Here is a 20,784-nt window from a genome sequence, read left to right as displayed (position 1 = left end):
ACCACTCATTTTGAGGAGAAATATGATGACGCGACTATTTCGATACCTTCTCTTACTGTGCCTGTGCCACAGCGGTGTGTTCCTGACGCTGTCGCTGCATGCTCAGACGAGTACCCAGGGTGCGATCACAGGCGACGCGATGGATTCCACGGGCGCGCTGGTCCCCAATGCGACCGTGAGAATCGTCAACGACGCGACGAGCGCAGAGACGGTTCTTCACTCCAATGGCTCGGGCGTCTTCTCCGCTCCGCTGCTGGAGCCCGGAACCTATACCGTAACGATCAGCAACCCCGGCTTTGGCTCCTACCAGGCGAAGAATGTTGTCGTGCAGGTCGGTCAGGCAACCAGGCTGGATGCGACGTTGCGTGCCGGCGGCGCCGAGACCATGGTCGAGGTAACAGCGCAAGCACCGGTCATTGACTCTGAGTCACCCAGCTTCTCTTCGAACATCAACTCCGAGGCGCTGGACAACATTCCTGTCAACAACCGTCGATGGTCGGCGCTGGCGCTGCTTACGCCTGGCGTGACGGTCGACACGAGCGGCTTTGGCCTAATCAGCGTTCGCGGCATCAGCACGATCCTGAACAACGTTGAGATCGACGGCGCGGATGACAACCAGGCCTACTTCTCCGAAGAGCGTGGCCGTACGCGTGAGGCGTATTCGACCTCCGGCTCCGCGGTGCGAGAGTTCCAGGTGAACGCGGGCGTCTATCCGGCCGAATTCGGCCGTGCGGCCGGCGGCGTGATCAACTCGGTGACCAAGAGCGGAAGCAACGACATCCACGGTGAAGCGTACTTCTATGACCGCGAGAGCAAGTGGGCCGCATTCAACCCGCAGTCGACGCTGACGACGTTTGTGAACGGAGCCAACGTGACCACGCCGCTCAAGCCCAAGGATCTGCGCAAGATCTACGGCTTCACCGTCGGTGGCCCGCTGATCAAGGACAAGCTGTTCTGGATCTATACCTACGATCAGCACTCGCACATCTTCCCGATGATCGGCGTGCCCAACAACCCCGCGGTCTTCTATCAGACCCCCGATGCCCTTGCGGCTGCGGGCGACGCAGCCTGCACCTCGACGGGCTACCTTCCCACTTCCACAACCGGAGTCACTACAGCGAACACCACGCTGGACCAGCAGATCTGCACCCTGGCTGCGCGCCTTTCGAAGTCCGCGCAGACCACCTATGGCAGCCACGTTACCTACACGCAAGCGGCGTCGCTCTACCAGTCCGGTATCAACGCCCTTAGCGCCGACCTTGGCCCGATTCCACGCACCGGGTACCAGGAGATCAACACACCGAAGCTTGACTGGGCGATCAACCCGAAGAACCGGCTCAGCGTTCTCTATCACCGCCTGCGATGGGACTCGCCTGGCGGCGTGCAGACGACGGCGACGGGTGGCTACTCCCTGAACTCGGCCGGTACGGACTTCGTGAAGCTGGACTACGGCGTGGCCAAGCTCATTACGCAGGTCACAACCAGCCTCAGCAACGAGCTGCTTTACCAATATGGTCGCGAGCTGAATGATGAAGGCCTGCAGCCCACGACAGCGTATGACAAGAACAATCTCATCACGCCGGATGGCAACGATCCGTACGTGCAGCTATACACAACGGCCGGCTTCTACGTGGGTGCACCCTATTACGGGTTCCGTCCTGCGTTCCCGGATGAACGGAAGTGGCAGATCGGCGACGATCTCTACTTTACACACGGTCGTCACAACGTGAAGTTCGGCGTCGACATGGTGCACAATTACGATCTCACCAACCAGTCGCAATACTACGAAGGCAAGTTCACCTACAGCCTGAACTTTGCGAACTACTTCGCAGACCTTTACTCGAAGGGCTACAACGGCGGCACGTGCAATGCAACCACCGCGCTGCTATCGGCCGCGACAGCGACTGTCTCCGGTGTCGGCACGTATCCCTGCTATTCGAGCTTCCAGCAGTCCTATGGCCCGACGACCTTCGACTTCTCGACCTTTGACCAGGGCTACTTCGTTCAGGATGACTGGAAGGTTGCTCCGCGTCTGACGTTGCAGGCCGGTGTTCGCTACGACTACGAAAACCTGCCCAAGCCCTCGGCAGCCCTCACTGCGGCGACCGGCAGCTTTGTGCCATTCAATGGCATCAATAACACTCCTAGCGACAAGTCAGGCGTATCTCCTCGCGTCGGTTTCGCGTGGGATATCTTCGGCCAGGGCAAGACGGTACTGCGTGGCGGCTACGGAATCTATGTCGGCCGTATTACCAACGGCAATCTGGGAACCGCACTGTCGTCGACGGGCAGCCCTGCCACGCAGGCATCGAGCACCGTTACCTTCAAGAACGGCCTATCTGCGGAGCCGCTCTTTCCCAACCGCTTCAGCGCCAGCCAGCTCAGTGCTTCGGGTTCGGTGAAGCCCAGCGCGTACTTCCTCGACCAGAACCTGAAGATGCCCAAGGTGCAGGAGTTCGATCTGATCCTGCAGCATGACTTTGCGAAGGGCAACGTGCTCGGAGTCAGTTACCTCGGAGGCCTTGGCCGTCATCTGCCTAACTTTCTCGACGTAAACCTGAACCCCACCACGACCACGCAGAGCATCACGATCGCCGACACGACGGGCAAGAGCCCCATCGCGAACGGTACCGTGTTGCAGATCCCTACTTACACGGCCTACGGCAACACGGCACTGCTGGGTGCATCCGCGACGAACTTTCAGGCCATCACCGAATACACCAGCAACGTGAACTCGAGTTACAACGCTCTGGTGGTGGAGTTCCAGAACCGCAGCCTTCACAGTCTGCAGTTCGACGTGAACTACACGTGGGCCCACTCGTTGGATTTTTCGCAGAATGCGTCGACCGCAGGCAACACAATGGCCTGGTATGACCCCTATCAGAACCCTCGCGTCAACTACGGCAACAGCTCCTGGGACATCAAGGACCGGCTTGTCGCCTATGCCGTATACAGCCTGCCCGACTTCAACGTCGGTCACGCGCTGCGTTATGTCACGAACGGCTGGAAGATCGATTCGACCTACCAGATTCAGACGGGCCTTCCATACACGGCGAGCACCAGTGGATCGGCCGGCATCGCGGGCTCATTCAACGGCGCCGGTGGCCCCGCGATCCTTCCGCAACTGGGCTTCAATAACTTCTTCCAAGCGCGCATCATGGTCGATGACCTTCGGCTCGAGAAGGACTTCCGCCTTCACGACCGCTACGACCTGGAACTGTTCGGGCAGGCATTCAACATTGCTAACCACCAGAACGTCTCCGCAGTCAGCTCAACAGCGTATACCTTGTCCGGTTCCACGGCCACTTACCAGAGCACCTTCGGACAAGTAACGAAGACCAACAATAGCGGCTTTAGCTACACGCCTCGGCAGATCGAGATTGCGGCAAAGCTCCACTTCTAGTGTTCGACCAAATGCCAACGGGCGGCAGCTTCGGCTGCCGCCCGTTGGTATTTGGCACGAATAAGACCGCCGAAGCGACGATTCGCTTCCACACGGCGCCCGCATGCATGATCGGCGTTGATGCTCCGGAAGCCGACAGCACGATCATTCGGAACTCGAAAACGCAGCCATGCAAACGCATATCACCGGGACTGCCGCCGCAGTAGGCAATGCGATCTTCCATGCCACTGGCATACGAGTGCGCGGCTTCCCCATCACCGCGGATAAGCTCATGACGCATAACCGACCGGGTGTATTTTGTGGTCTCTACCTCAATACGTAGGGCTGGGTGGGGGGAGCGACCGGTTCGGAGATCTTTGGGGCGGGCAAGGTGGTGGCGTTGGCGAGTCCCTTGCCGGTCGATGCGTAGGTGCTGAGCAGTGGGCCGGAGAAACCCGTTACCGTGATGTTCTTCAGCTCCGCCCGATGCACATTGGCGAGCGCGATCCCCTTGCCGCACGTTCCGGAGAAGTTGGAGAGCACGAGACCCTCAAGGGGCTTGGCAGGATGGATCTCGTCGGCCTGCACGAGGATGGGAACGTCCGTCACGCGAATGTTGCTGAAGGAAAAGTTGCGGATGGTGGGGATGCCGGCCTCGCCGGGGACAGGGTTCGGATCCTGCAGGCCACTGTTCAGGATATTGATACGCAGGAAGCCCTGGCCGGCGTTGGAGACCTCGAGGTCGTTCATGACGATGTTTTCGAGGAACGCGCCGCGGCCGGGCCGGCTCTTGATGTAGATGGCGAAGGTCTTCGCGCCGAGGCATTTGCAGCGCTCGACCAGGACGTTGCGGATGCCTCCAGAGGTCTCGCTGCCGATTCCGATGCAGGCCCAGATGGCGTCGCGGAAGGTGCAGTTGGAGATGCGTACCTCTTCGCAGGGAACGCCGATGGTGTTGCCTTCCATGCCTCGTCCGCTCTTCAGCGAGATGCAGTCGTCGCGGGTTTCGAAGTCGCAGCCGTCGATCACGACGCCTTTGCAGGAGTCCACATCGATGCCGTCGGCCCCGCTGTGCACCGTGACGTTGCGGAAGGTTACGTTCTCGCAGTAGACGGGATGGGTCGACCACATGTCATTGCCCTGGGTGTAGACGTCCTGTACGAGCAGGTTCTTGCAGTGCGTGAACTCCATCAGTGCGGGATGGCGCAGGATGTCTTCTCGCGCGACGTTGGTGGGACCATCGGGGTTGGGGCGGGCACCGGCGGGAGGCCTCGTATAGACCATCGGGGAGCCGTCTGCGTGCACTACACGGCCCTTGATGGCTGAGCTGGCGATGATCTTGCCTTTGCCTACGATGGCGATATTTTCGGCGTCCTCGGCGGAGATGAATGCGCCGTAACCTTTGATCCAACGGCCTTCCCAGCGCACCTGCTTGAACGGGTAGTCGGCGATGTCGGGTGAGCCGAGGAGGCTTGCTCCTTCCTCTACGCGCAGGGTTGTGTTGGAGCGCAGCACGATGGGGCCGGTGAGGTAGTTGCCGGCGGGCACCAGCACCTCAGCGCCGCCGAGGACGGCTGCACGATCGAGAGCCTGCTGGATCGCCAATGTGTCTTTGGTCGTGCCATCCCCCTTTGCGCCGAGATCGCGGACGTTGAGATGGACCTTTGCAACCGGAGGAGTGGGAGCACCTGCGACGGCCTTGGTCGCGCTCTTCTGCGCGTCGAGCGCCGAGGGCACAACGTTGAGCAATGACACGCCCGCTAATCCTTGACCTGCGCGCTTTAGAAAGCTGCGCCGTCCCCACTTCATTTCAGACATATTGGTTCCTTTTGCTCCGCGCGGGGCGGAGACGTTGCCAGAGCGACTGCAGAGTCGTAAGTGTTCAGCGGCACCGATGCTATGAACCGGCGCAGGACGTTGTCAAGCTGATCTGCTGGCAGGTCTGACAGCTCCGGAGGTATGATGTCGCACGAACCCTGGAGACATATGAAGAGGACCGCCGCCATCGCATTCTTTGCCGCAACCCTGCTGTTTTCTGAAAGGCTCTTCGCGCAGACCGGCGTTCGACCGCCGAAGAATCCAGTAGGCATCGATTTCTCGTATGCGGGCTATGAGGCTGGAGGGCGGCTGCCTTCTGTGCCCTCTGTGCTGACGGTAAGGCCGTCCGGCGGAGACGACACGCTGCTACTGCAGGGAGCGCTGGATCGCGTGTCTACGATGCCGTTGCGGCCGGATGGCTTTCGAGGCGCGCTGCTGCTTCAGGCGGGACGGTATCGGGTACGCGGACAGATTCACTTGCGAGTCAGCGGTGTGGTGCTGCGCGGTGTGGGCGTTGCGACGACGGCCATCGTTGCCGAGGGTGCGGATCGGCGGTCGCTGGTCCTGGTCGGGGCTGCGGGCGATCCGACAGCTGCAGAACCTGCGGACGTCACAGAGGATGCGCGCGCGGGCAGCCGCACGTTGACGCTGGCTTCGGTCGAAGGACTCACCGTGGGGGATGCGGTGGTGGTGCGCCGGCCGAGCACACAGGAATGGATCAGCGCGATCAGTATGAGTGGTCTTCCGGGAACCTTCGCGAACCAGCGATTGGACTGGAAGCCTGGCTCGCATGATCTGCGGTGGGATCGCACGGTTGTGAGCATCGATGCTGCGAGGAAGATGGTGGAGCTCGATGCTCCGATCACTACGGCGCTTGAAGCGCACTACGGTCTCGGCACGGTTGCGAAGGTCACAAGGGACGATACGCCGACGCATATCGGCATTGAGGGGCTGAGGCTCGAGAGTGCTTACGATGCGGCTTATCCGAAGGATGAGGATCACTCTTGGATTGCGATCCAAATGGACCGCGTGCGCGATGCCTGGGTAAGGAACGTGACAGCGCGCCACTTCGTAAGCTCCGCAGTGCGTGTGAACTGGGGCGGTCGCAGGATTACGTTGGAAGAGGTCCGCAGCGAGGCTCCTGTGGCGGAGATTGCTGGCTATCGACGGCAGGGGTTTGTCGTGAATGGGCAGCAGGTGCTGGTGCATCACGCATGGAGCGAAGCCGGCATGAACGACTTCGCGAGCGGCCTGCTGGCTGCTGGCCCGAATGTGTTTCTGGACTGCGAGGCCAAGGGTTCGCTGGGCGCGAGCGGGGCGTTTGAGGGCTGGGCCAGCGGCGTACTCTACGAGCGGGTTCATGTGCCTTCTGCGCGGCTGCAATTATTGCTGGACTTTGGCAGAGCGCAGGGTGCGGGATGGACTGCGGCAAATTCCTTGTTGTGGAACTCCAGCGCGCAGAGTGTCGATGCGATCGGTCCACCGGGGGCGCCCAACTTCGTGGTGAATGATCCACGACCGCTGTATGAGTCGGAATTGAAGGCGCGTAGTGGTGTCGCGCTTGCGGAGCCTCCGCCAGTTCCGCAGTCGCGCGCGGGGCTGGCTGAGTTTCGTGTCGCCGACATCCAGGCTCATCCTGAGATTCCACTGCCGGTGCACACGGTGGAGATCGTCAATGGCAGGTTCGTCGTTGAGGGTAAGACGATGTGGGGACCGTCGCAGGGCGAGGCTTGGTGGCGTGGTGACACTTCTCCACTGACTGCGGTGGCCTCGACGGGATCGAGCGTCACACGCTTTATGCCCGGTGTTACTGGGCCCGGCGAGACCGAGGATCTGACCGAGTTTGCCGCGCGGCTGAAGGCGCGCAACATCGTTACGTTCCAGGTGACGCCAGGGCTCTGGTACGAGCATCGTCGCGATGCACATACGGTAGAGCGGCGCGATGACGGCAATGTCTGGGCTCCGTTTTACGAGATGCCGTGGGAGCGCAGTGGCAAGGGCTTCGCGTGGGACGGACTCTCGCGATTCGATGTCTCGCGTTACAACCCGTGGTACTTCGACCGGCATCGTGAGTTTGCGCGGCAGGCGGCGGCGCAGGGGTTTCTGGTCGTCTATGAGCTTTACAACGATCATGATGTGCTGGAGATTGGGCCACACTGGATCGACTATCCTTGGCGGCCCGCGAACAACGTGAACGACACCGGTCTGCCCGAGCCGCCACCCTTCAAACCACACAACCGGAACGATGTGGGCAATGAGTTCTTCTCTGCGGACTATGCTCCGCTGCGTGCGCTGCATCGGGCGTACATGATGCACACCTTTGACGAGCTTGCCGACCAGCCGAACATCGTCTTCAGCATGGCGTACCAGTATGCGGGGCCGCTGGAGTTCGAGCAGTTCTTCCAGGACGTGGCGCGGGAGTGGGAGCAGAAGCATGGCCGCAAGATCCGCATTGCGCTGATTACCAGCAAGGCCACGACCGACGCCATCCTCACCGATCCCGTACGCTCGCAGCAGGTTGCGATTGTCGACATGCGCTACTGGGAGTACCGGCCGGACGGGACGTTGTGGGCGCCGCCTTCGGGGATCAACCGTGCCTTCCGCGAGCAGATCCAGGCGGAGTTTCCGGGATACTCCGATACGCCGCCGGCGACCACGCCACAGCAGGTCTACCGCGAGGTCAGGGAGTATCGCGACAAGTATCCCAACATTGCGTTGATGCCCATGGAAGAGGGTGCAGGCCCCATGCCGCTACTGATGGGTGGAGCGGCGTCAGAGTCCGCGCTTGTGGGGGGCCGTCCGCCGACGCCTCCACGCGCCGCGGATCCCGTAGCCATGGCTGAGAGCGCTCCTGGGGCTAGGCCTGGAGTTCCGACCGGCGGGGCACCGGTCGCAGGAGCAGCGCCTTCGGCGAATCGCCGCGAGGACGCGCGCCGTGTGGTGGACCGGTTCGTCGCGACATACCTCGCTGCGAGCCTGATGAAGCTTTCACCGAAAGATGGTCTCGTGGCGGACCCGGCTGACACCTGGGTGCTTGCGGGAGCGGCGGGCGATCCTGTGCTCCTGTATTCGCTCCGCGGCAGTGTCATTACGCTCTCCGCAGCACTTCCGGCGTCACGATATCGTGCACTCTGGTTCGATCCTGCGACTGGCGAGAGCAAGGATGCGGGGACGATTGCCGCGTCCGCAAATCAGGCGTTCAACAAGCCTGGAGATCAGCCCTGGCTTCTGTTGCTCCGGCCTGAGTAACGAGCACCGAAGGAAAGCTATCAGGGATGTGTGCGCCATCGGTCCCGGACAATGTGGCGCGGCTGGCCAGTACCTCTACGACATCGGCCGCAGGGGATCCGAGGCTCTGGGTTGCGTCATCGGGCGTGACGTCGCCTGCGAGACGGAACATGGCGGAGAGAAGGGCGATCCAGGAAATGCGGGCGGCACGCCGGACAGCATGAAGCCGATTGTCACGATCTGCCGGAGTTTGCTCAAGCGATACGGCGTAGGCACGTTCCAGTTAGCGAAAGAACCAACGCTGCGGAGACGATTCGGGTCCCCGGCAGGAGTTATACCGGATGCTGAACCCACTGACTGCGCCAGGCCGGTGCCTCGAAGGGATCGGCGAAGTACTGTGTTTCATGAATCACCTTGCCATCGCGGAACTCCATGATGCTCACCGTGTATGCGGGTTTCCCCAAGTAGGTGATGGTGTACTCCGTGATCCAGAGGTCGCCGCTCCCTAGAATTCGCTTGACCTGGAATCCCGACGGCTTCCCAGGATGATGGCTGCGGAGAGCCTGCAGATTCTTTCGTCCGAGTATTCGCTCGCCTGATTGGGGATAGTCGCAGATAGCGTCTTCGTCGTAGATGGCGTGCTCCGCGTCAGCGTCGCCGTCTGCAGAGGCGCGCCAGTGAGCGTCCAACGTCGCGCGGATTTGTTCTTCGTTCATCAGTGGCTCCGGCGGCTGACGTTCACTAAGCATCTTGACTAAGTTTGAGATGGCGTGGGAAGCGGCGCGGTTGACGCGACCTTGTCCTCAACGGAGTCTTTTCCGGCACACTTCGTCCTCGACAGTATGCGTGCAAGGCCATGCTGTCGTCGATGCTACTTAGGTATTGGCTCCCATTGCTGGACCGTCTGACGGGTGGTCAGTTCGCACGCTGGCGAACGTGGGCGGCCATCGAGGCGGCGGGAAGCGGCCTGGAATAGAAATGGCCCTGCCCGTAATGGCAGTGCAGCATGGAGAGCCTCTTGGCTTGCTCTGCATTCTCGATTCCTTCGGCGATGACATTCAGGTTGAGGGATTCTCCCAGTTGAATGATCGATCGAACGATGACGCGGCTTTCCTCGGAATCTGAGATCTGGCGGATAAACGATTGGTCGATCTTGACCGAGTCGAAAGGAAGTCCATGAAGATAGCTCAGCGAGGAATAGCCAGTTCCAAAGTCGTCCAGGTCAAGTCCGACGCCAATCTTGCGGAGCTCGTTCATGGTCTCGCGTGCGTGATTAATGTTTGTAATCAATGCACTTTCGGTGATCTCCAGGGACAGGCAGCCAGGGCTGGAGCCGTTCTGCGCCAGTGATTCCACGATATGGCGAAGGAGGTTGGGGTCTTCAAACTGCTTGGCCGACAGATTGACCGACATGGTGACATCAGGCTTGAAGAGTCCTGAGAATCGCCACTCCGAAAGCTGACGAATGGCTTCGACGAGCGTCCAGCGGCCGATATCAAGGATTAAGCCGCTCTCTTCAGCGAGGGGGATAAAGTCCGCGGGCGAAACGATGCCGTAGGTGGGATGATTCCACCGCACGAGCGCTTCCAGGCCGATGATCTCCCCGGTTTTGAGGAGAACCTTTGGCTGGTAGTGGAGGACGAACTCGTTGGCGTCGATTGCGTGGCGAAGGTCTGAATCCAGCTGGATTCTCTTGCGGGTGCGATTTCTGAGGTCGGTTCCGAAGACGACACAGCGGCCCGCGCCTTCTCTCTTAGCCTGATGGAGCGCCATCTCGGCGTTCTCGAGCATCTTGGAGGAACTGAGGTAGCCTTCGTCGCCCATGGCGACACCGATGCAGGCTGTGACACTTATCTGCTGGCTCTCTATGTCGATCGCACTGGACACCGCTGCCTGGAGAAAATTCACATAGGTGCGAACATCCTCGACCTCGGTAATGCCGTGCAGCAAGATGACGAACTCGTCGGCGCTGGTGCGAGCCGCGATGCTGAGCGATGCATTCTCCAGAGAGGCGTTGAGCCGGCGCGCGACCTCAAGCAGCACATGGTCGCCCACGATGTGGCTGAATCGCTCGTTGATGCTCTTGAAGGCATCCAGGTTCACGGCGAGCACGGCGAAGGTTGGTCCGCCACGTACCTGGAGTTCGATCTGGCGATCGATATGCTCCAAGAGCGACATACGATTGTGCAGGCCGGACAGGGGATCGGTGGACTTCTTCGCGGTGTTGTCGCTAATGGCACCGGCCATGCGAACGCGCTTGTAGTTTTCATCGCAGATCACGGTTCCGTGATTGAGAATCCAGCGCCAGGTTCCGTCTTCGTGCCGAATACGATATTCGTGGCTGAACTCGGAGGTGACACCCGCCAAGAGTCTGCTGAAGTCATCACGAAAGGCCTTCATGTCTTCGGGATGAAGGCGCTCCATCCAGTGCTCGATGCTTCCGGTGTAGGGAGTGGCGGGAAGGCCGGCAATGAGCTGCCAGCGTTCCGAAAAATAGGCGATACCGGTGACCTGGTCCCAATCCCAGATGCCTTCGGTGACGGAGCCTGTTGCGATTCTGTAGCGCTCCTCGATCTTGTGTAGTGCGAGCTCGGTCGCACGCTGCTCGGTGATGTCCCGGACGAATACGGCGAGGCTTTTGCCACTGGGCTGCACCTTGACCTCGAAGATCGCATCCTCTCCCTCGAGGACTCCTTCGAAGGCGAGCGTGGATCTATCCCGGGCGGAACGCCGGTACTGCCCGTGGCTGGGTTCGCCCCGTGGTGAGGGAAGCATCGTCCAGATGGTGCTTCCAATCAGATCTTTCCCGTGCGCAAACCTGTTTCTTGCAACCTCGTTCAGGAACGTGAGGTTCCAATCCTGATCGACCAGGAAGACGGAGTCGGTGGTGGCCTCCAGGATTTGCCTGACCCGGCTCGAGGCCTCGACCATCGCGGCTTCCGTTCTGGCGATCTGAATGGCCAACAGCCTTCCCTCGATGGCGCGGGAAGCAAGGAAGGCGAAGTTGATCAGAGCCTCGCGCTTTTTCGGGCTGAAGTCCCTCTGTTCGGCGACGTCCAAAACGCAGAAGGTGCCGAGATTCGCGCCGTCATTGCTGGACAGAGCGATGCCCGCATAAAACCGGATCCCAGTATCGCGAAGAAGATCCTTCTTGTCGGCAAAGTGGGAGTCCTTCGCAGCATCGAGGATTACCTGCAACTCATCGCTTGGCTGAATTTCATTGCAGAAGGCTTCGGCCTGCGAGAGGTCGCGGACAGTGATGCCATAGGCGGATTTGAAGAACTTACGATGGCTGTTTGTGAGTGTGATGAGGCAGAGCGGAGCGTCGAAGAGGGAGGCACCGAGCGCCGTCAGGGCGTCGAAGATAGGTTCGTTGGTGGTGACAAGATCCGAATATCGTTCCAAAGAGAACAGGCGGTCCGACTCCGCAAGGTCGGAACTCAGAAGATCGTCGTGCGATAGCGGCATGGTGTTCTCCTTGAGGCGCCAAACGCAATGGGCCCCTGAATTTCAGGGGCCCATTGCGTACAGCCTATCTGCTCTGCGGCAGTTTCGTTGCAGCGGTTGGATTAGGGTCGGCGATGTCCCCCTGTGGACTCGTCGATAACAGACTTCGAGCTTGTATCCGCGACAGCACCCGCGGGGACCAGGACATTGGTGGCGCTCTTCGAGTCCTGTATTCCGGTATAGAGGGTGATACGCGCCGGGTCGATACCCCGGTCGGTTACGAGATACACCTTTGTGTTGATTGCGCGCTCCGCGGCGCGGCGATTCCGACCGGGTTCGCCCGATTGTGCATCACCGGTGATGATCAATGTGGAGTCCGACTGCTGCTGCATCGCAAGCGCGATGTCGTCGAGGCAAGCCTTCGCTTCATTGTCGACACGCACCGGCCTGCGCGCATCGCGCGCGAAGCTGATGGAGCAGAGATCGCGGGGAGACGGTTTGGGCGCCATCGCCAAGGCAACGACAGTGACTGGTACCGTCTGCGATGCGATCTGACCGTGTGAGTCGGTGACATTGCAGATCACCTCGATCACGCCTGCCGAGGCACCGGCGCTCATCAACGTGACCGTAGAGCCAGCTCCGCTGATCGTTCCGGCGTTCGAGCTATAGCTGTAGCTGAGCGGCAGGCCCTGGGGGCTATTGCCTGTCGCGGTGATGGCGGAGGTCTCACCAGCGTTGATCGTCGAAGGCTGCGCCATGCAGACGATGGTTGGAGCGGCGTAGACGATCGCGGGAGCGGCGGCTACGGCGGGCAGAGCGGCGGGGGCTTCTACGGGAGCCATCTTTGGATGAGCGGCAGCTCCGCCAAAGAGGAAGACGACCCCGGCTTCGAGGCGCACCCCGCGCACGTCGGTTGCTGCGTTGGCAGGATTGATGCCGAAGGCGTGATTCGAGTAGGCGAAGTCTGCACGGATGGGACGGATCGAGATGTGACGGCTGAGGGGGAGATCGAGGCCGCCGCCGGCGAGAATTCCGAAGGAGTCGCTGCGCTGGAACAACTCCGGCGTTAGCCGCTGCTCGCCAAAGAGTGCTTCAGCGAAGGGGGCGAAGTGTCGCGAGCGATAGGTGAACTTCGGTCCAGCGGCGAGGCTATAGAAGGATGACTTCGCGATCTTGTCGGACGGTGTCACCTCATGTGGCGCCCAGTTTCCACTGAAGTCGGCGGTGAGGCCGAGCCAGGGAAGGAAGTTATAGGTTGCGCTCACCCCAGCTCCTCGCGGGATATCGCAGAGGCAGCTACTGACTGGAGTGATGCCGCCAGGCAGCGTGCCCGTGAGAGTGCTGTTCGGATAGAAAAAGGAGTAGCCGCCGAAGAGTTCGACCTTCGGTGTCGGGGCCTGCTGCGCGATGGCTCCTGACGACAAAGCGAGCGTCGCAGCCAGGATGGATAAGGCGGTGCGGGTACAGCGGCGATAGGACGATAGATTCAATGTCATGGGTAGATCCTCCGGACCGTGAAGCGATGACTCTGGCGCGGTGCAAGGGAGGACTCGCGACTGGAGTCCTCCCCCCTGGTTTAGGGTGCCGTCACGATATTGGTGTCGAGGGTGACGGCTCCGTTGAGCGCGAGTGCCCGGCCCGTTAGCGTTGCGCCCGTGTCCAGGGTGACGGAGGTCAGCGCCATGATGGTCCCTTCGAAGATCGAGTTCGTGCCCAGCGTCGCCGAGCTCCCGACCTGCCAGAAGACGTTCTTGGCCTGGGCTCCGCCGGCAAGCACGACCTGGGTCGTGCCTAGCGTGGTGAGCGTACTCGCAACCTGGAAGATAAAGACCGCGTTGGGATTTCCCTGAGCATCGAGCGTCAGATTTCCGCTCGAGATCTGGGTGGAGGTGGTTGCTTTGTACAGACCCGGCGTGAAGGTCAAGCCCGTGAGGTCCGTAGGCAGCGAGGCTCCTCCAGGGAGACCGGCGGTGTAGTTATAGGCGGTCGTCAGGTCCAGCTCAGCCTGCGCTGCGATGGGGTCTGTAATGTCCATGATTGCAGGAGCAATCAGGACTCCTGGAGGAAATCCAGTGACTGCGGTTCCTGGGCTGAGACCCAGATTGCCTCCCGAGATGACCGTCGGTCCGGTGCTTGTGACGGTAGAAGCGGCGAGGACGACGAAGTTCGCTGCCGTACCCAGAGCAACGGGTGGCTGACATATCTGGTTCCCCGTCGTGAAGCTCCAGGTATAGGGAGCCACCAACGAGTTCCCGGAGGTATCCTTCGCTGCTGTGGTGATGGTTGCCGTATAGAGCGTACTGAGGGCGAGATTCGCAGACGGTGTCAAGGTTGCGATCTTGTCGGTCGAATCCATCGTGACCGTTCCCGCCGCAGTAGGAGCCAAGAAGAAGCTCGCGGTGGTGAGGGTCGTTGGGTCCATCGCCTCGCTGAACGTCGCGGTGACCAGCGAATTGCTGCAGGTCCCGATGGCTCCGGCGAGTGGCGTTACCGCAACGACAGCTGGCGGAATCGCCGTGCAGGAGGTGGCTCCCGTGGTGAAGGTCCAGGTATAGTTGCTTGCCAGCGCATTCCCGAAGGGATCCTGCACGCCGGTGGTGAGAGTCGCCGTGTAAGTTGTGCTCAGAGCCAGGGCAACCGAAGGCGTGAACGTGAAGACCTTGTCCGCGGTATTGGCCGTGACGACGCCGGCGACAGGTGTCAGACCAGGCCCTGTCAGCGTGAAGGTGAGAGCGTTGACGGTGGCAGGATTGATCACCTCGGTGAAGGTGGCAGCGACAACCGTGTTGTTGCAGATGCCGATGCTTCCTGCTGCGGGAGTGACCGAGATCGGTGGCGCTGGCGGCAGGCAACTGGAGGGGCCTGTTGTAAAGCTCCACACGTAGTTGGCTGCGAGGCCGACACCGGCGAGGCTCTGCGCTCCGGTGGTAAGGGTCGCCGTATAGGTCGTGTTGAGAGCAAGGGCTGTGGCTGGAGCGAAGATGGCCTGATCGGTTGTCGCGTTATAGCTCACCACACCGGTGACGGCCGTTGTCCCAGGGCCAGTCAACAGGAAGGTCGCGGTATTGAGGGTCAGCGGGCTCATGGGGCCGTTGAAGGTCGCCGTGATGACGGAGTTGGGGCAGACAGCGACGGCGTTCGGAGCCGGCGTTACAGCCGTGACGGTCGGCGGCGGGTTGCAACCATTGGCTGCGGTGGTGAAGGTCCACACAAAGGCGACAGGAAGGAAGTTGCCGAAGGTGTCCTGCGCTGCTGTCGAGATCTGCCCGGTATAGACCTTGCCAGCGGAGAGATTCGCTGAAGGCGTGAGCGTGAAGATGCGGTTGGTCACATCGTGCGAGACCGTTCCGACGACGCCGGGAGACAGCGTAAAGCTAGCGGCGTTGATGGACGCGGGATTCATCGCTTCGCTGAAGGTGGCGGTCACCGTTCCGTTGGGGCAGGTGGTGGTGGAGCCGGCGATCGGCGTTACAGCGAGCACGGCTGGGGGAGGGTTGCAACCATTTGCCGCGGTAAGGAAGGTCCAGCTGTAGGCGGCGACGAGCGAGTTGCCGAAGGTGTCCAGGGCTCCCTGGGAGACCCTTCCCGTGTAGGTCGTGCCTGCCAGCAGCGGAGTGGACGGTGTGAGGGTGAACGTTGTGTTCGCTGCGTTGTGGGAGATCGTTCCGGTCACACCTGTGGCCAGCGTGAACGTCGTTGCATTGACGGTCGCGGGGTTCATCGCCTCGTTGAAGGTTACGGAGACGGTCGCATTCGGGCAAGCGGTTGTCGACGACGCGAGGGGCGTGACAGCTGCGACCACGGGAGGAGGATTGCAGCCATTCGCTGCGACGGTGAAGCTGGAGGTAACGTTCGCGGCGAGTGCGGTGCCGTAGGTGTTCCTTGCGCCGGTCGTGATTGTCACGGTGTAGGTCGCGCCCGCGATCAGGAGAGCGGTGGGAGTGAGGCTGGCGGTGTTGCTGGTGGCGTTATAGGCAACCACTCCGGCAACAGTTGCTCCGCCAGTACCGAGCGTGAAAGTAGAGCTATTGATGGTAGCCGGGTTCATCGTCTGGCTGAAGCTGGCGGTAACGGCGGTGTTTGGGCAAGCGGCTGTGCTCGCGGCCGTTGGGGTGATGAGGACCACGGAAGGTGCTGCCAGCCCTGTGGTGACCGGTGTGCAACATCCGATCGCTAAAATCAGCGCCGGCAATACGGTGAGACCGATTGCAAGGACTTTTGTGTGGCGCATGTATTGTTATGCCTCATGTTCTCGACCCGCAGGTCGTCTACCGTAACCGCATGGATCATGCGATTCAAGTCAGACTTTAGAAAACAGCGGCGATCCGAAACTGAGCAATATAGATCACAATGACAACTTCGTGGTAGTCCCAACCCGCTTATTGTGCATCAGACAAAAACAGCCCCTTCGAGAGTCCCGCGTGGCGCGCATGCTCAATGTCTTGCTACGCAGACATGTGTTCCTGCGCGTCCACAAGCGAGGGAGCCCTTCGCCCGCTCACGACTTCGACACAACTAAAGTTCAACGGCGAAGCGACGTTTCCATCGGCAAAACTGTTTCCTGGTCTACATCCAAGGGCAGAGTACAGACGTAATCAGAACAAGCTCATCACTGAGCTTTGTTCCATCCTGCTCAACGACTCACGGGAGATCACCCTTTGGAACTGAATGCCACTATGCCCTTCGACTGCCTCACGTTTCTCGCCAACGCTGGGGCGGGACGCAGGATCGCGCGGTTGAAGCGTGATGAACTCATCTTCTCCCAGGGCGCTGCGGCTGACGCAGTCTTCTACCTCCAACATGGACGCGCAAAGCTTACCGTTGTGTCAAAAGCGGGCAAGGAAGCGACAGTCCTTGTTGTTGCAACCGGCGATTTCATCGGTGAGGCGTCGATGGCCTCCATCCCGGGGGCGCACCTGGCCTCCGCGACCTCGATTACCGCCTGCAGTGTGTTGAAGATCGATCGGGCGGAGATGGTGCGGGTTCAGAGCACAGAACCCGCCTTTTCCGACATGTTTTTCCAGGCCGTGCTGGCTCGCGGAATGCGGACGCAGGCCGATCTTGTCGACCACCTATTTAACTCGTGCGAGAAGCGGTTGGCGCGGATCCTGCTGTTGATGGCCGAATTCGGACAGCCGGGCGAACCGGAACTGACCATTCCGAAGATCAGTCAGGAAGCTTTGGCCGCGATGGTTGGAACGACAAGGTCGCGTGTCAGCTTCTTCATGAACCGCTTCAGGAAGCTAGGCTTCATCCAGTACGGAAGCCGCATTGTCGTGCATAAATCGCTTTTGAATGTCGTTCTGCACGACTAGCGGCGGCGAAGGGACATCGACTGAGCCCGAGTCGCTCTTTGAGCTGCAGTCGAGCTACGCTGGGCTACCGATCCATTCGGCTCTCTACTGCTCACGGAGATACCGACGACTTCGGCTGCCTCATCGACGGGACGGTGAAGGAGCCGAAGGATCGTATCGTTACGATCTTTCCAGGTGGGGGCAGACTGCTCAGCTTCGCCGGAGCGTCGATCAGCCTTGCGCTCCAGGACAACGACGAGGGCACGCTCAGCTTGACCCAAAACCCAAAAACTAAGCCAAGTTGAAGTTGAGGAATCGGCCACTGACCCGGGCTTTGCGGAGGTCGAATCGTCCTGCAACTTTACGCTGCGCTTCCGTTTGGACTGGTGGCGGCCTGCAACTCTGCGCACCGCAGCTCGTTCGCCCGGATGGAATGCAGCGAAGGGTGGGCTCAGCTCTCTCCGTCATTTGGCTACAGCGGACTCGAGCTGTAATACAACAGGCTGCTCGATGGTCATGCTACTGACTTCGAACCGGGGATCAACGAGAAGGACCAGTTCGCGCTGGAAATGGACCACATGGCGCTCTGCGTCCTTCGCAATCAGCAGCCTCATACTCCCGGCGCAGAGGGGTTACAGGATATCAAGATCATCGAAGCGATCTATGAATCCGCACACACCCAGCGCGCGGTGCGACTCAGCCTTCCGCTGGCATCCACTCGCGGCCCGGAACCAGAGGGGACCTGAGCCAATGTCATGTGATGTCTATGACAGATGTCATATGACAGGCGTCATATTACAGGGCTGATAGTTGGCACTATATTTGCGAGTCGACGCACATGAGCATGGTCCTTGTAAACCGCTTTCATCGCGGTGCAAGGAGCTCTCAATGCCGATGCGTCATCGACTCGTCCTCTCCAGCATTCTACTGGCAGGGGTTCTCTACTCCACTTATGTAACGGCCCAGTCGCCATGCGGTGAACGCACCGGCCGCGGCGTTGGCGTCGTGATGGATGCGACGGGAGCGCTCATCGTGGGCGCAAGCGTAACGATTGAGGGTAGCGATGTGACGCTTAAGACCGGTCGCGATGGCCGCTTTGCGACGCCTTGTCTTCCTGCAGGAAAGTACACCGTAACGATCGACTCGCCCGGCTTTTCAGCGGCCACGCGAGTGATCGAGATTGGCTCTGTACCGGAGCTGGTGGCAGTGCGATTAAGGCCGTCGGCGGTGATGGAAGAGGTCAACGCGACGGTGGATGCAGGTGGCGTCGAGAGCCAGGATATCGCGGGCTCGCAGACGCTGGGCGCCAGCGACATGGCGCAGATGGCGGATGATCCGGATGAGTTCGCGAGGCAACTACAGATACTCGCGGCTGCGGCTGGAGGCGCGCCTGGACAAGCGATTGTGACGGTGGATGGATTTCAGAATGGTGGCCAGATTCCACCGAAGTCCGCGATCTCGTTCATCCGTGTGAACCCCGATCTCTTCTCGGCGGAGTATGCGCGTCCGCCTTATCGTGGAGGCCGTATCGAGATCTATACGAAGCCTGGGCAATCGCGTCTGCATGGCGCGCTCTTCACGACGCAGAGTGCGGGATTTCTGAATGCCAAGGACCCGTTCTCGCCGGCTCGCGCTGCGATTGGGAAGCAGCGCTACGGTTTTGAATTGAGCGGCCCATTGGCGAAGAATCGTTCCGACTTTGCGCTGGCTCTGGAGCATCGCCAGATCAGCGAGTTCGCAGCGGTCGATGCCTTGACGTTGGATGCGAGCGGTAATCAGACCGGTGTGTCTGCGAACGTCGATGCTCCTCAATCGTTATGGGAGGGAAGTGCACGCCTCGGCTTCCTGCCGACCCCTAAGAACAACCTGACTGTGACGTATACGGCGAACGTCAAGGGCCTGACCAACCAAGGCGTCGGTGGCACGGTGCTTGCCGAGGCTGGCTACAACAGTCAACAGTCGGAGCAAGCGTTGCAAGTGGCGAACCTGCAGACGATCTCTCCCTCGCTACTGCACGAGACGCGGCTTGGCTATACGTGGACGTATCGTACCGATACTCCGAACTCTAACGCGCCATCGTTGCAGGTGGCCGGGGCCTTCACTGGTGGAGGCGTTACTACAGGGCCGCAACAGACTCATGAGCGCGACCTCGAGTTCGACGATGATGTGCTCTATACGCGTGGCAAGCACAATCTTAAGGCGGGTATCCAGTTACTGGATGTTTCGCTGAATAACACTGCGACCGCGGGCTTCAATGGGAGCTACATCTTCGGTGGCGGCAATGCACCCGCGCTGGATGGATCGGGAACGACGGTTGCGATCACCGGCCTGGAGCAGTATCGGCGCGCGTTGCTCGGCCTGCCGGGTGGCACACCGACGCAGTTCAACGTGACTCTCGGCACGCCCAAGGTTTCACTGAACCAGCTGCAGGCGGTCCTCTACGCGCAGGACCAGTGGAAGTTTCGTCCTCGGCTGCAGTTCGCTGTGGGTGTTCGCTGGGCGATGCAGAACGAGCCCGCAACGGTAGGGAACGTTGGTCCGAGACTGGGTGTTTCTTGGGCTCCGGATCGCAAGCAGAAGACTGTCTTCCATGCGCGCACCGGGATCTTCTACGGGACCGTGGATCTGGCTACGGCGATGACGGCCCACGAACTCGACGGCAGTATCCAGCGCATCCTGCAGATTGGGAGCCCGGTGTATGGTTCTCCGCTGACGGGTACGTCCACGATCACCACGCAGCGTGCGCCGCTGTCCGGGATCTCGCAGACGCCGTCGCTGCAGTCACATCTTGGCATCGAACATGATTTTCCGCAGCACTGGCATGTACAGGGGAACGTCTACCTGGTACACGCGTGGGATGTGCTGCGGTCGCGCAATATCAATGCGCCGCTCGACGGCTTGCCCACGGGAGCGCGGCCTCTTGTGCCGAACCTCAATCTCTATCAGTTTCAGCAGAGTGGACGGCTTGGAGGCAACGTCGTCTTCCTCGGGGTCGATCAACACAGCCTGAAGCACCTGCAGATCTTTGCCGGATATGTCCGCATGGATCTGCGTGGCAACGCCGACTCGGCGACGGGTTTCCCCCAAAGCAGCAGCTCGGACAGTGGTGAGATGGCGCGGCCATCGTGGGAAGCGACCCACCAGGTGATTGCGTTCAGCAACTATGCGCTGCCTCACGCGGTGAACCTCTCGTTCCAGTTCAACGCGGCTTCGGGTCAGCCGTACAACGTGACCACTGGCTTCGATAACAACAGCGACGGTGTGTTCAACGATCGCCCGGTGTATGCGACCGAGGGAAGCAATGTAGGCGTTCCTGTGTATGAAACCCGCTTCGGTCCGCTGTCACCAGAGGGCACCGGCGCCTCGCTGGGACGCGATGCAGGAACGCTGCCGTGGAACGTACATCTCGATGCCAACGTGAGCCACAGCTTCGCCCTGCCGAATCGCGCGGGCAAAGAGGGACGGGCGCTGGCGGTGAACGTGCGTTCCACCAACCTGCTCAACCACAACAATGTGCTTGCTGTCGGAGGCGTGCTGGGCTCGCCGTTCTTCGGGCAAGCGTATCAGTCTGACCCTGGCCGCCGCGTTGAAGCAGGGCTTCGTTACAGCTTCTAG

At 60.5% G+C, this 20,784-nt stretch carries 11 protein-coding genes; 6 read left to right on the top strand and 5 right to left on the bottom strand.

Features of this window, described 5'->3' with window-relative positions; genetic code table 11:
• The first annotated feature begins 22 nt into the window (after positions 1-22).
• A complete protein-coding gene (locus AC5E6W_RS17775; RefSeq protein ID WP_491753670.1) occupies positions 23-3,403 on the top strand; it encodes a TonB-dependent receptor domain-containing protein in 3,381 nt (1,126 codons plus the stop codon).
• Between the two features lie 169 nt (positions 3,404-3,572).
• A complete protein-coding gene (locus AC5E6W_RS17770) occupies positions 3,573-3,725 on the top strand; it encodes a hypothetical protein (RefSeq protein WP_491753669.1) in 153 nt (50 codons plus the stop codon).
• Here AC5E6W_RS17770 and AC5E6W_RS17765 read toward each other — a convergent pair.
• A complete protein-coding gene (locus tag AC5E6W_RS17765; protein WP_491753668.1) occupies positions 3,710-5,137 on the bottom strand; it encodes a glycoside hydrolase family 28 protein in 1,428 nt (475 codons plus the stop codon). The genes AC5E6W_RS17770 and AC5E6W_RS17765 overlap by 16 nt on opposite strands.
• 231 nt (positions 5,138-5,368) lie before the next feature.
• Here AC5E6W_RS17765 and AC5E6W_RS17760 point away from each other — a divergent pair, with 231 nt between their 5' ends.
• Positions 5,369-8,449: a DUF6298 domain-containing protein gene (locus AC5E6W_RS17760; protein WP_491753667.1), complete on the top strand. Its 3,081-nt coding sequence runs from the start codon at positions 5,369-5,371 to the stop codon at positions 8,447-8,449.
• 311 nt (positions 8,450-8,760) lie between these two features.
• Here AC5E6W_RS17760 and AC5E6W_RS17755 read toward each other — a convergent pair whose 3' ends face one another.
• The 4 genes from AC5E6W_RS17755 to AC5E6W_RS17740 all read right to left on the bottom strand — a co-directional run bounded on the left by AC5E6W_RS17755 (position 8,761) and on the right by AC5E6W_RS17740 (position 16,106).
• The gene (locus AC5E6W_RS17755; RefSeq protein WP_491753666.1) at positions 8,761-9,144 is read right to left on the bottom strand and encodes a nuclear transport factor 2 family protein; all 384 of its coding nucleotides are present in this window, start codon (positions 9,142-9,144) and stop codon (positions 8,761-8,763) included.
• Positions 9,145-9,343: 199 nt separating this feature from the next.
• A complete protein-coding gene (locus tag AC5E6W_RS17750) occupies positions 9,344-11,626 on the bottom strand; it encodes a sensor domain-containing phosphodiesterase (RefSeq protein ID WP_491753665.1) in 2,283 nt (760 codons plus the stop codon).
• Between the two features lie 371 nt (positions 11,627-11,997).
• A complete protein-coding gene (locus AC5E6W_RS17745) occupies positions 11,998-13,371 on the bottom strand; it encodes a hypothetical protein (protein WP_491753664.1) in 1,374 nt (457 codons plus the stop codon).
• Positions 13,372-13,451: 80 nt separating this feature from the next.
• A complete protein-coding gene (locus tag AC5E6W_RS17740) occupies positions 13,452-16,106 on the bottom strand; it encodes an Ig-like domain-containing protein (RefSeq protein ID WP_491753663.1) in 2,655 nt (884 codons plus the stop codon).
• Positions 16,107-16,551: 445 nt separating this feature from the next.
• On the opposite strand from AC5E6W_RS17740, the gene AC5E6W_RS17735 reads away from it, so the two are divergent.
• The 3 genes from AC5E6W_RS17735 to AC5E6W_RS17725 all read left to right on the top strand — a co-directional run bounded on the left by AC5E6W_RS17735 (position 16,552) and on the right by AC5E6W_RS17725 (position 20,784).
• The gene (locus tag AC5E6W_RS17735) at positions 16,552-17,190 is read left to right on the top strand and encodes a Crp/Fnr family transcriptional regulator (protein WP_491753695.1); all 639 of its coding nucleotides are present in this window, start codon (positions 16,552-16,554) and stop codon (positions 17,188-17,190) included.
• A 482-nt stretch (positions 17,191-17,672) separates the two neighbouring features.
• A complete protein-coding gene (locus AC5E6W_RS17730) occupies positions 17,673-17,915 on the top strand; it encodes a Gfo/Idh/MocA family oxidoreductase (RefSeq protein WP_491753694.1) in 243 nt (80 codons plus the stop codon).
• 148 nt (positions 17,916-18,063) lie between these two features.
• Positions 18,064-20,784 (top strand): TonB-dependent receptor, encoded by a 2,721-nt coding sequence (locus AC5E6W_RS17725; RefSeq protein WP_491753662.1) that lies wholly within the window; start codon positions 18,064-18,066, stop codon positions 20,782-20,784.

Source organism: Bryocella sp. (genome assembly GCF_058498515.1).
Note: the sequence above shows the minus strand (reverse complement) of the source record. Positions and strands in the feature narration are given on the sequence as shown.

What these genes read in the sequence shown, in the direction of transcription:
- AC5E6W_RS17745 (WP_491753664.1), bottom strand. Translation starts at nt 13,371, where the DNA reads ATGACATTGAATCTATCGTCCTATCGCCGCTGTACCCGCACCGCCTTA.
- AC5E6W_RS17725 (WP_491753662.1), top strand. Translation starts at nt 18,064, where the DNA reads ATGCGTCATCGACTCGTCCTCTCCAGCATTCTACTGGCAGGGGTTCTC.
- AC5E6W_RS17760 (WP_491753667.1), top strand. Translation starts at nt 5,369, where the DNA reads ATGAAGAGGACCGCCGCCATCGCATTCTTTGCCGCAACCCTGCTGTTT.
- AC5E6W_RS17755 (WP_491753666.1), bottom strand. Translation starts at nt 9,144, where the DNA reads ATGAACGAAGAACAAATCCGCGCGACGTTGGACGCTCACTGGCGCGCC.
- AC5E6W_RS17740 (WP_491753663.1), bottom strand. Translation starts at nt 16,106, where the DNA reads ATGCGCCACACAAAAGTCCTTGCAATCGGTCTCACCGTATTGCCGGCG.
- AC5E6W_RS17735 (WP_491753695.1), top strand. Translation starts at nt 16,552, where the DNA reads ATGCCCTTCGACTGCCTCACGTTTCTCGCCAACGCTGGGGCGGGACGC.
- AC5E6W_RS17775 (WP_491753670.1), top strand. Translation starts at nt 23, where the DNA reads ATGATGACGCGACTATTTCGATACCTTCTCTTACTGTGCCTGTGCCAC.
- AC5E6W_RS17770 (WP_491753669.1), top strand. Translation starts at nt 3,573, where the DNA reads ATGCAAACGCATATCACCGGGACTGCCGCCGCAGTAGGCAATGCGATC.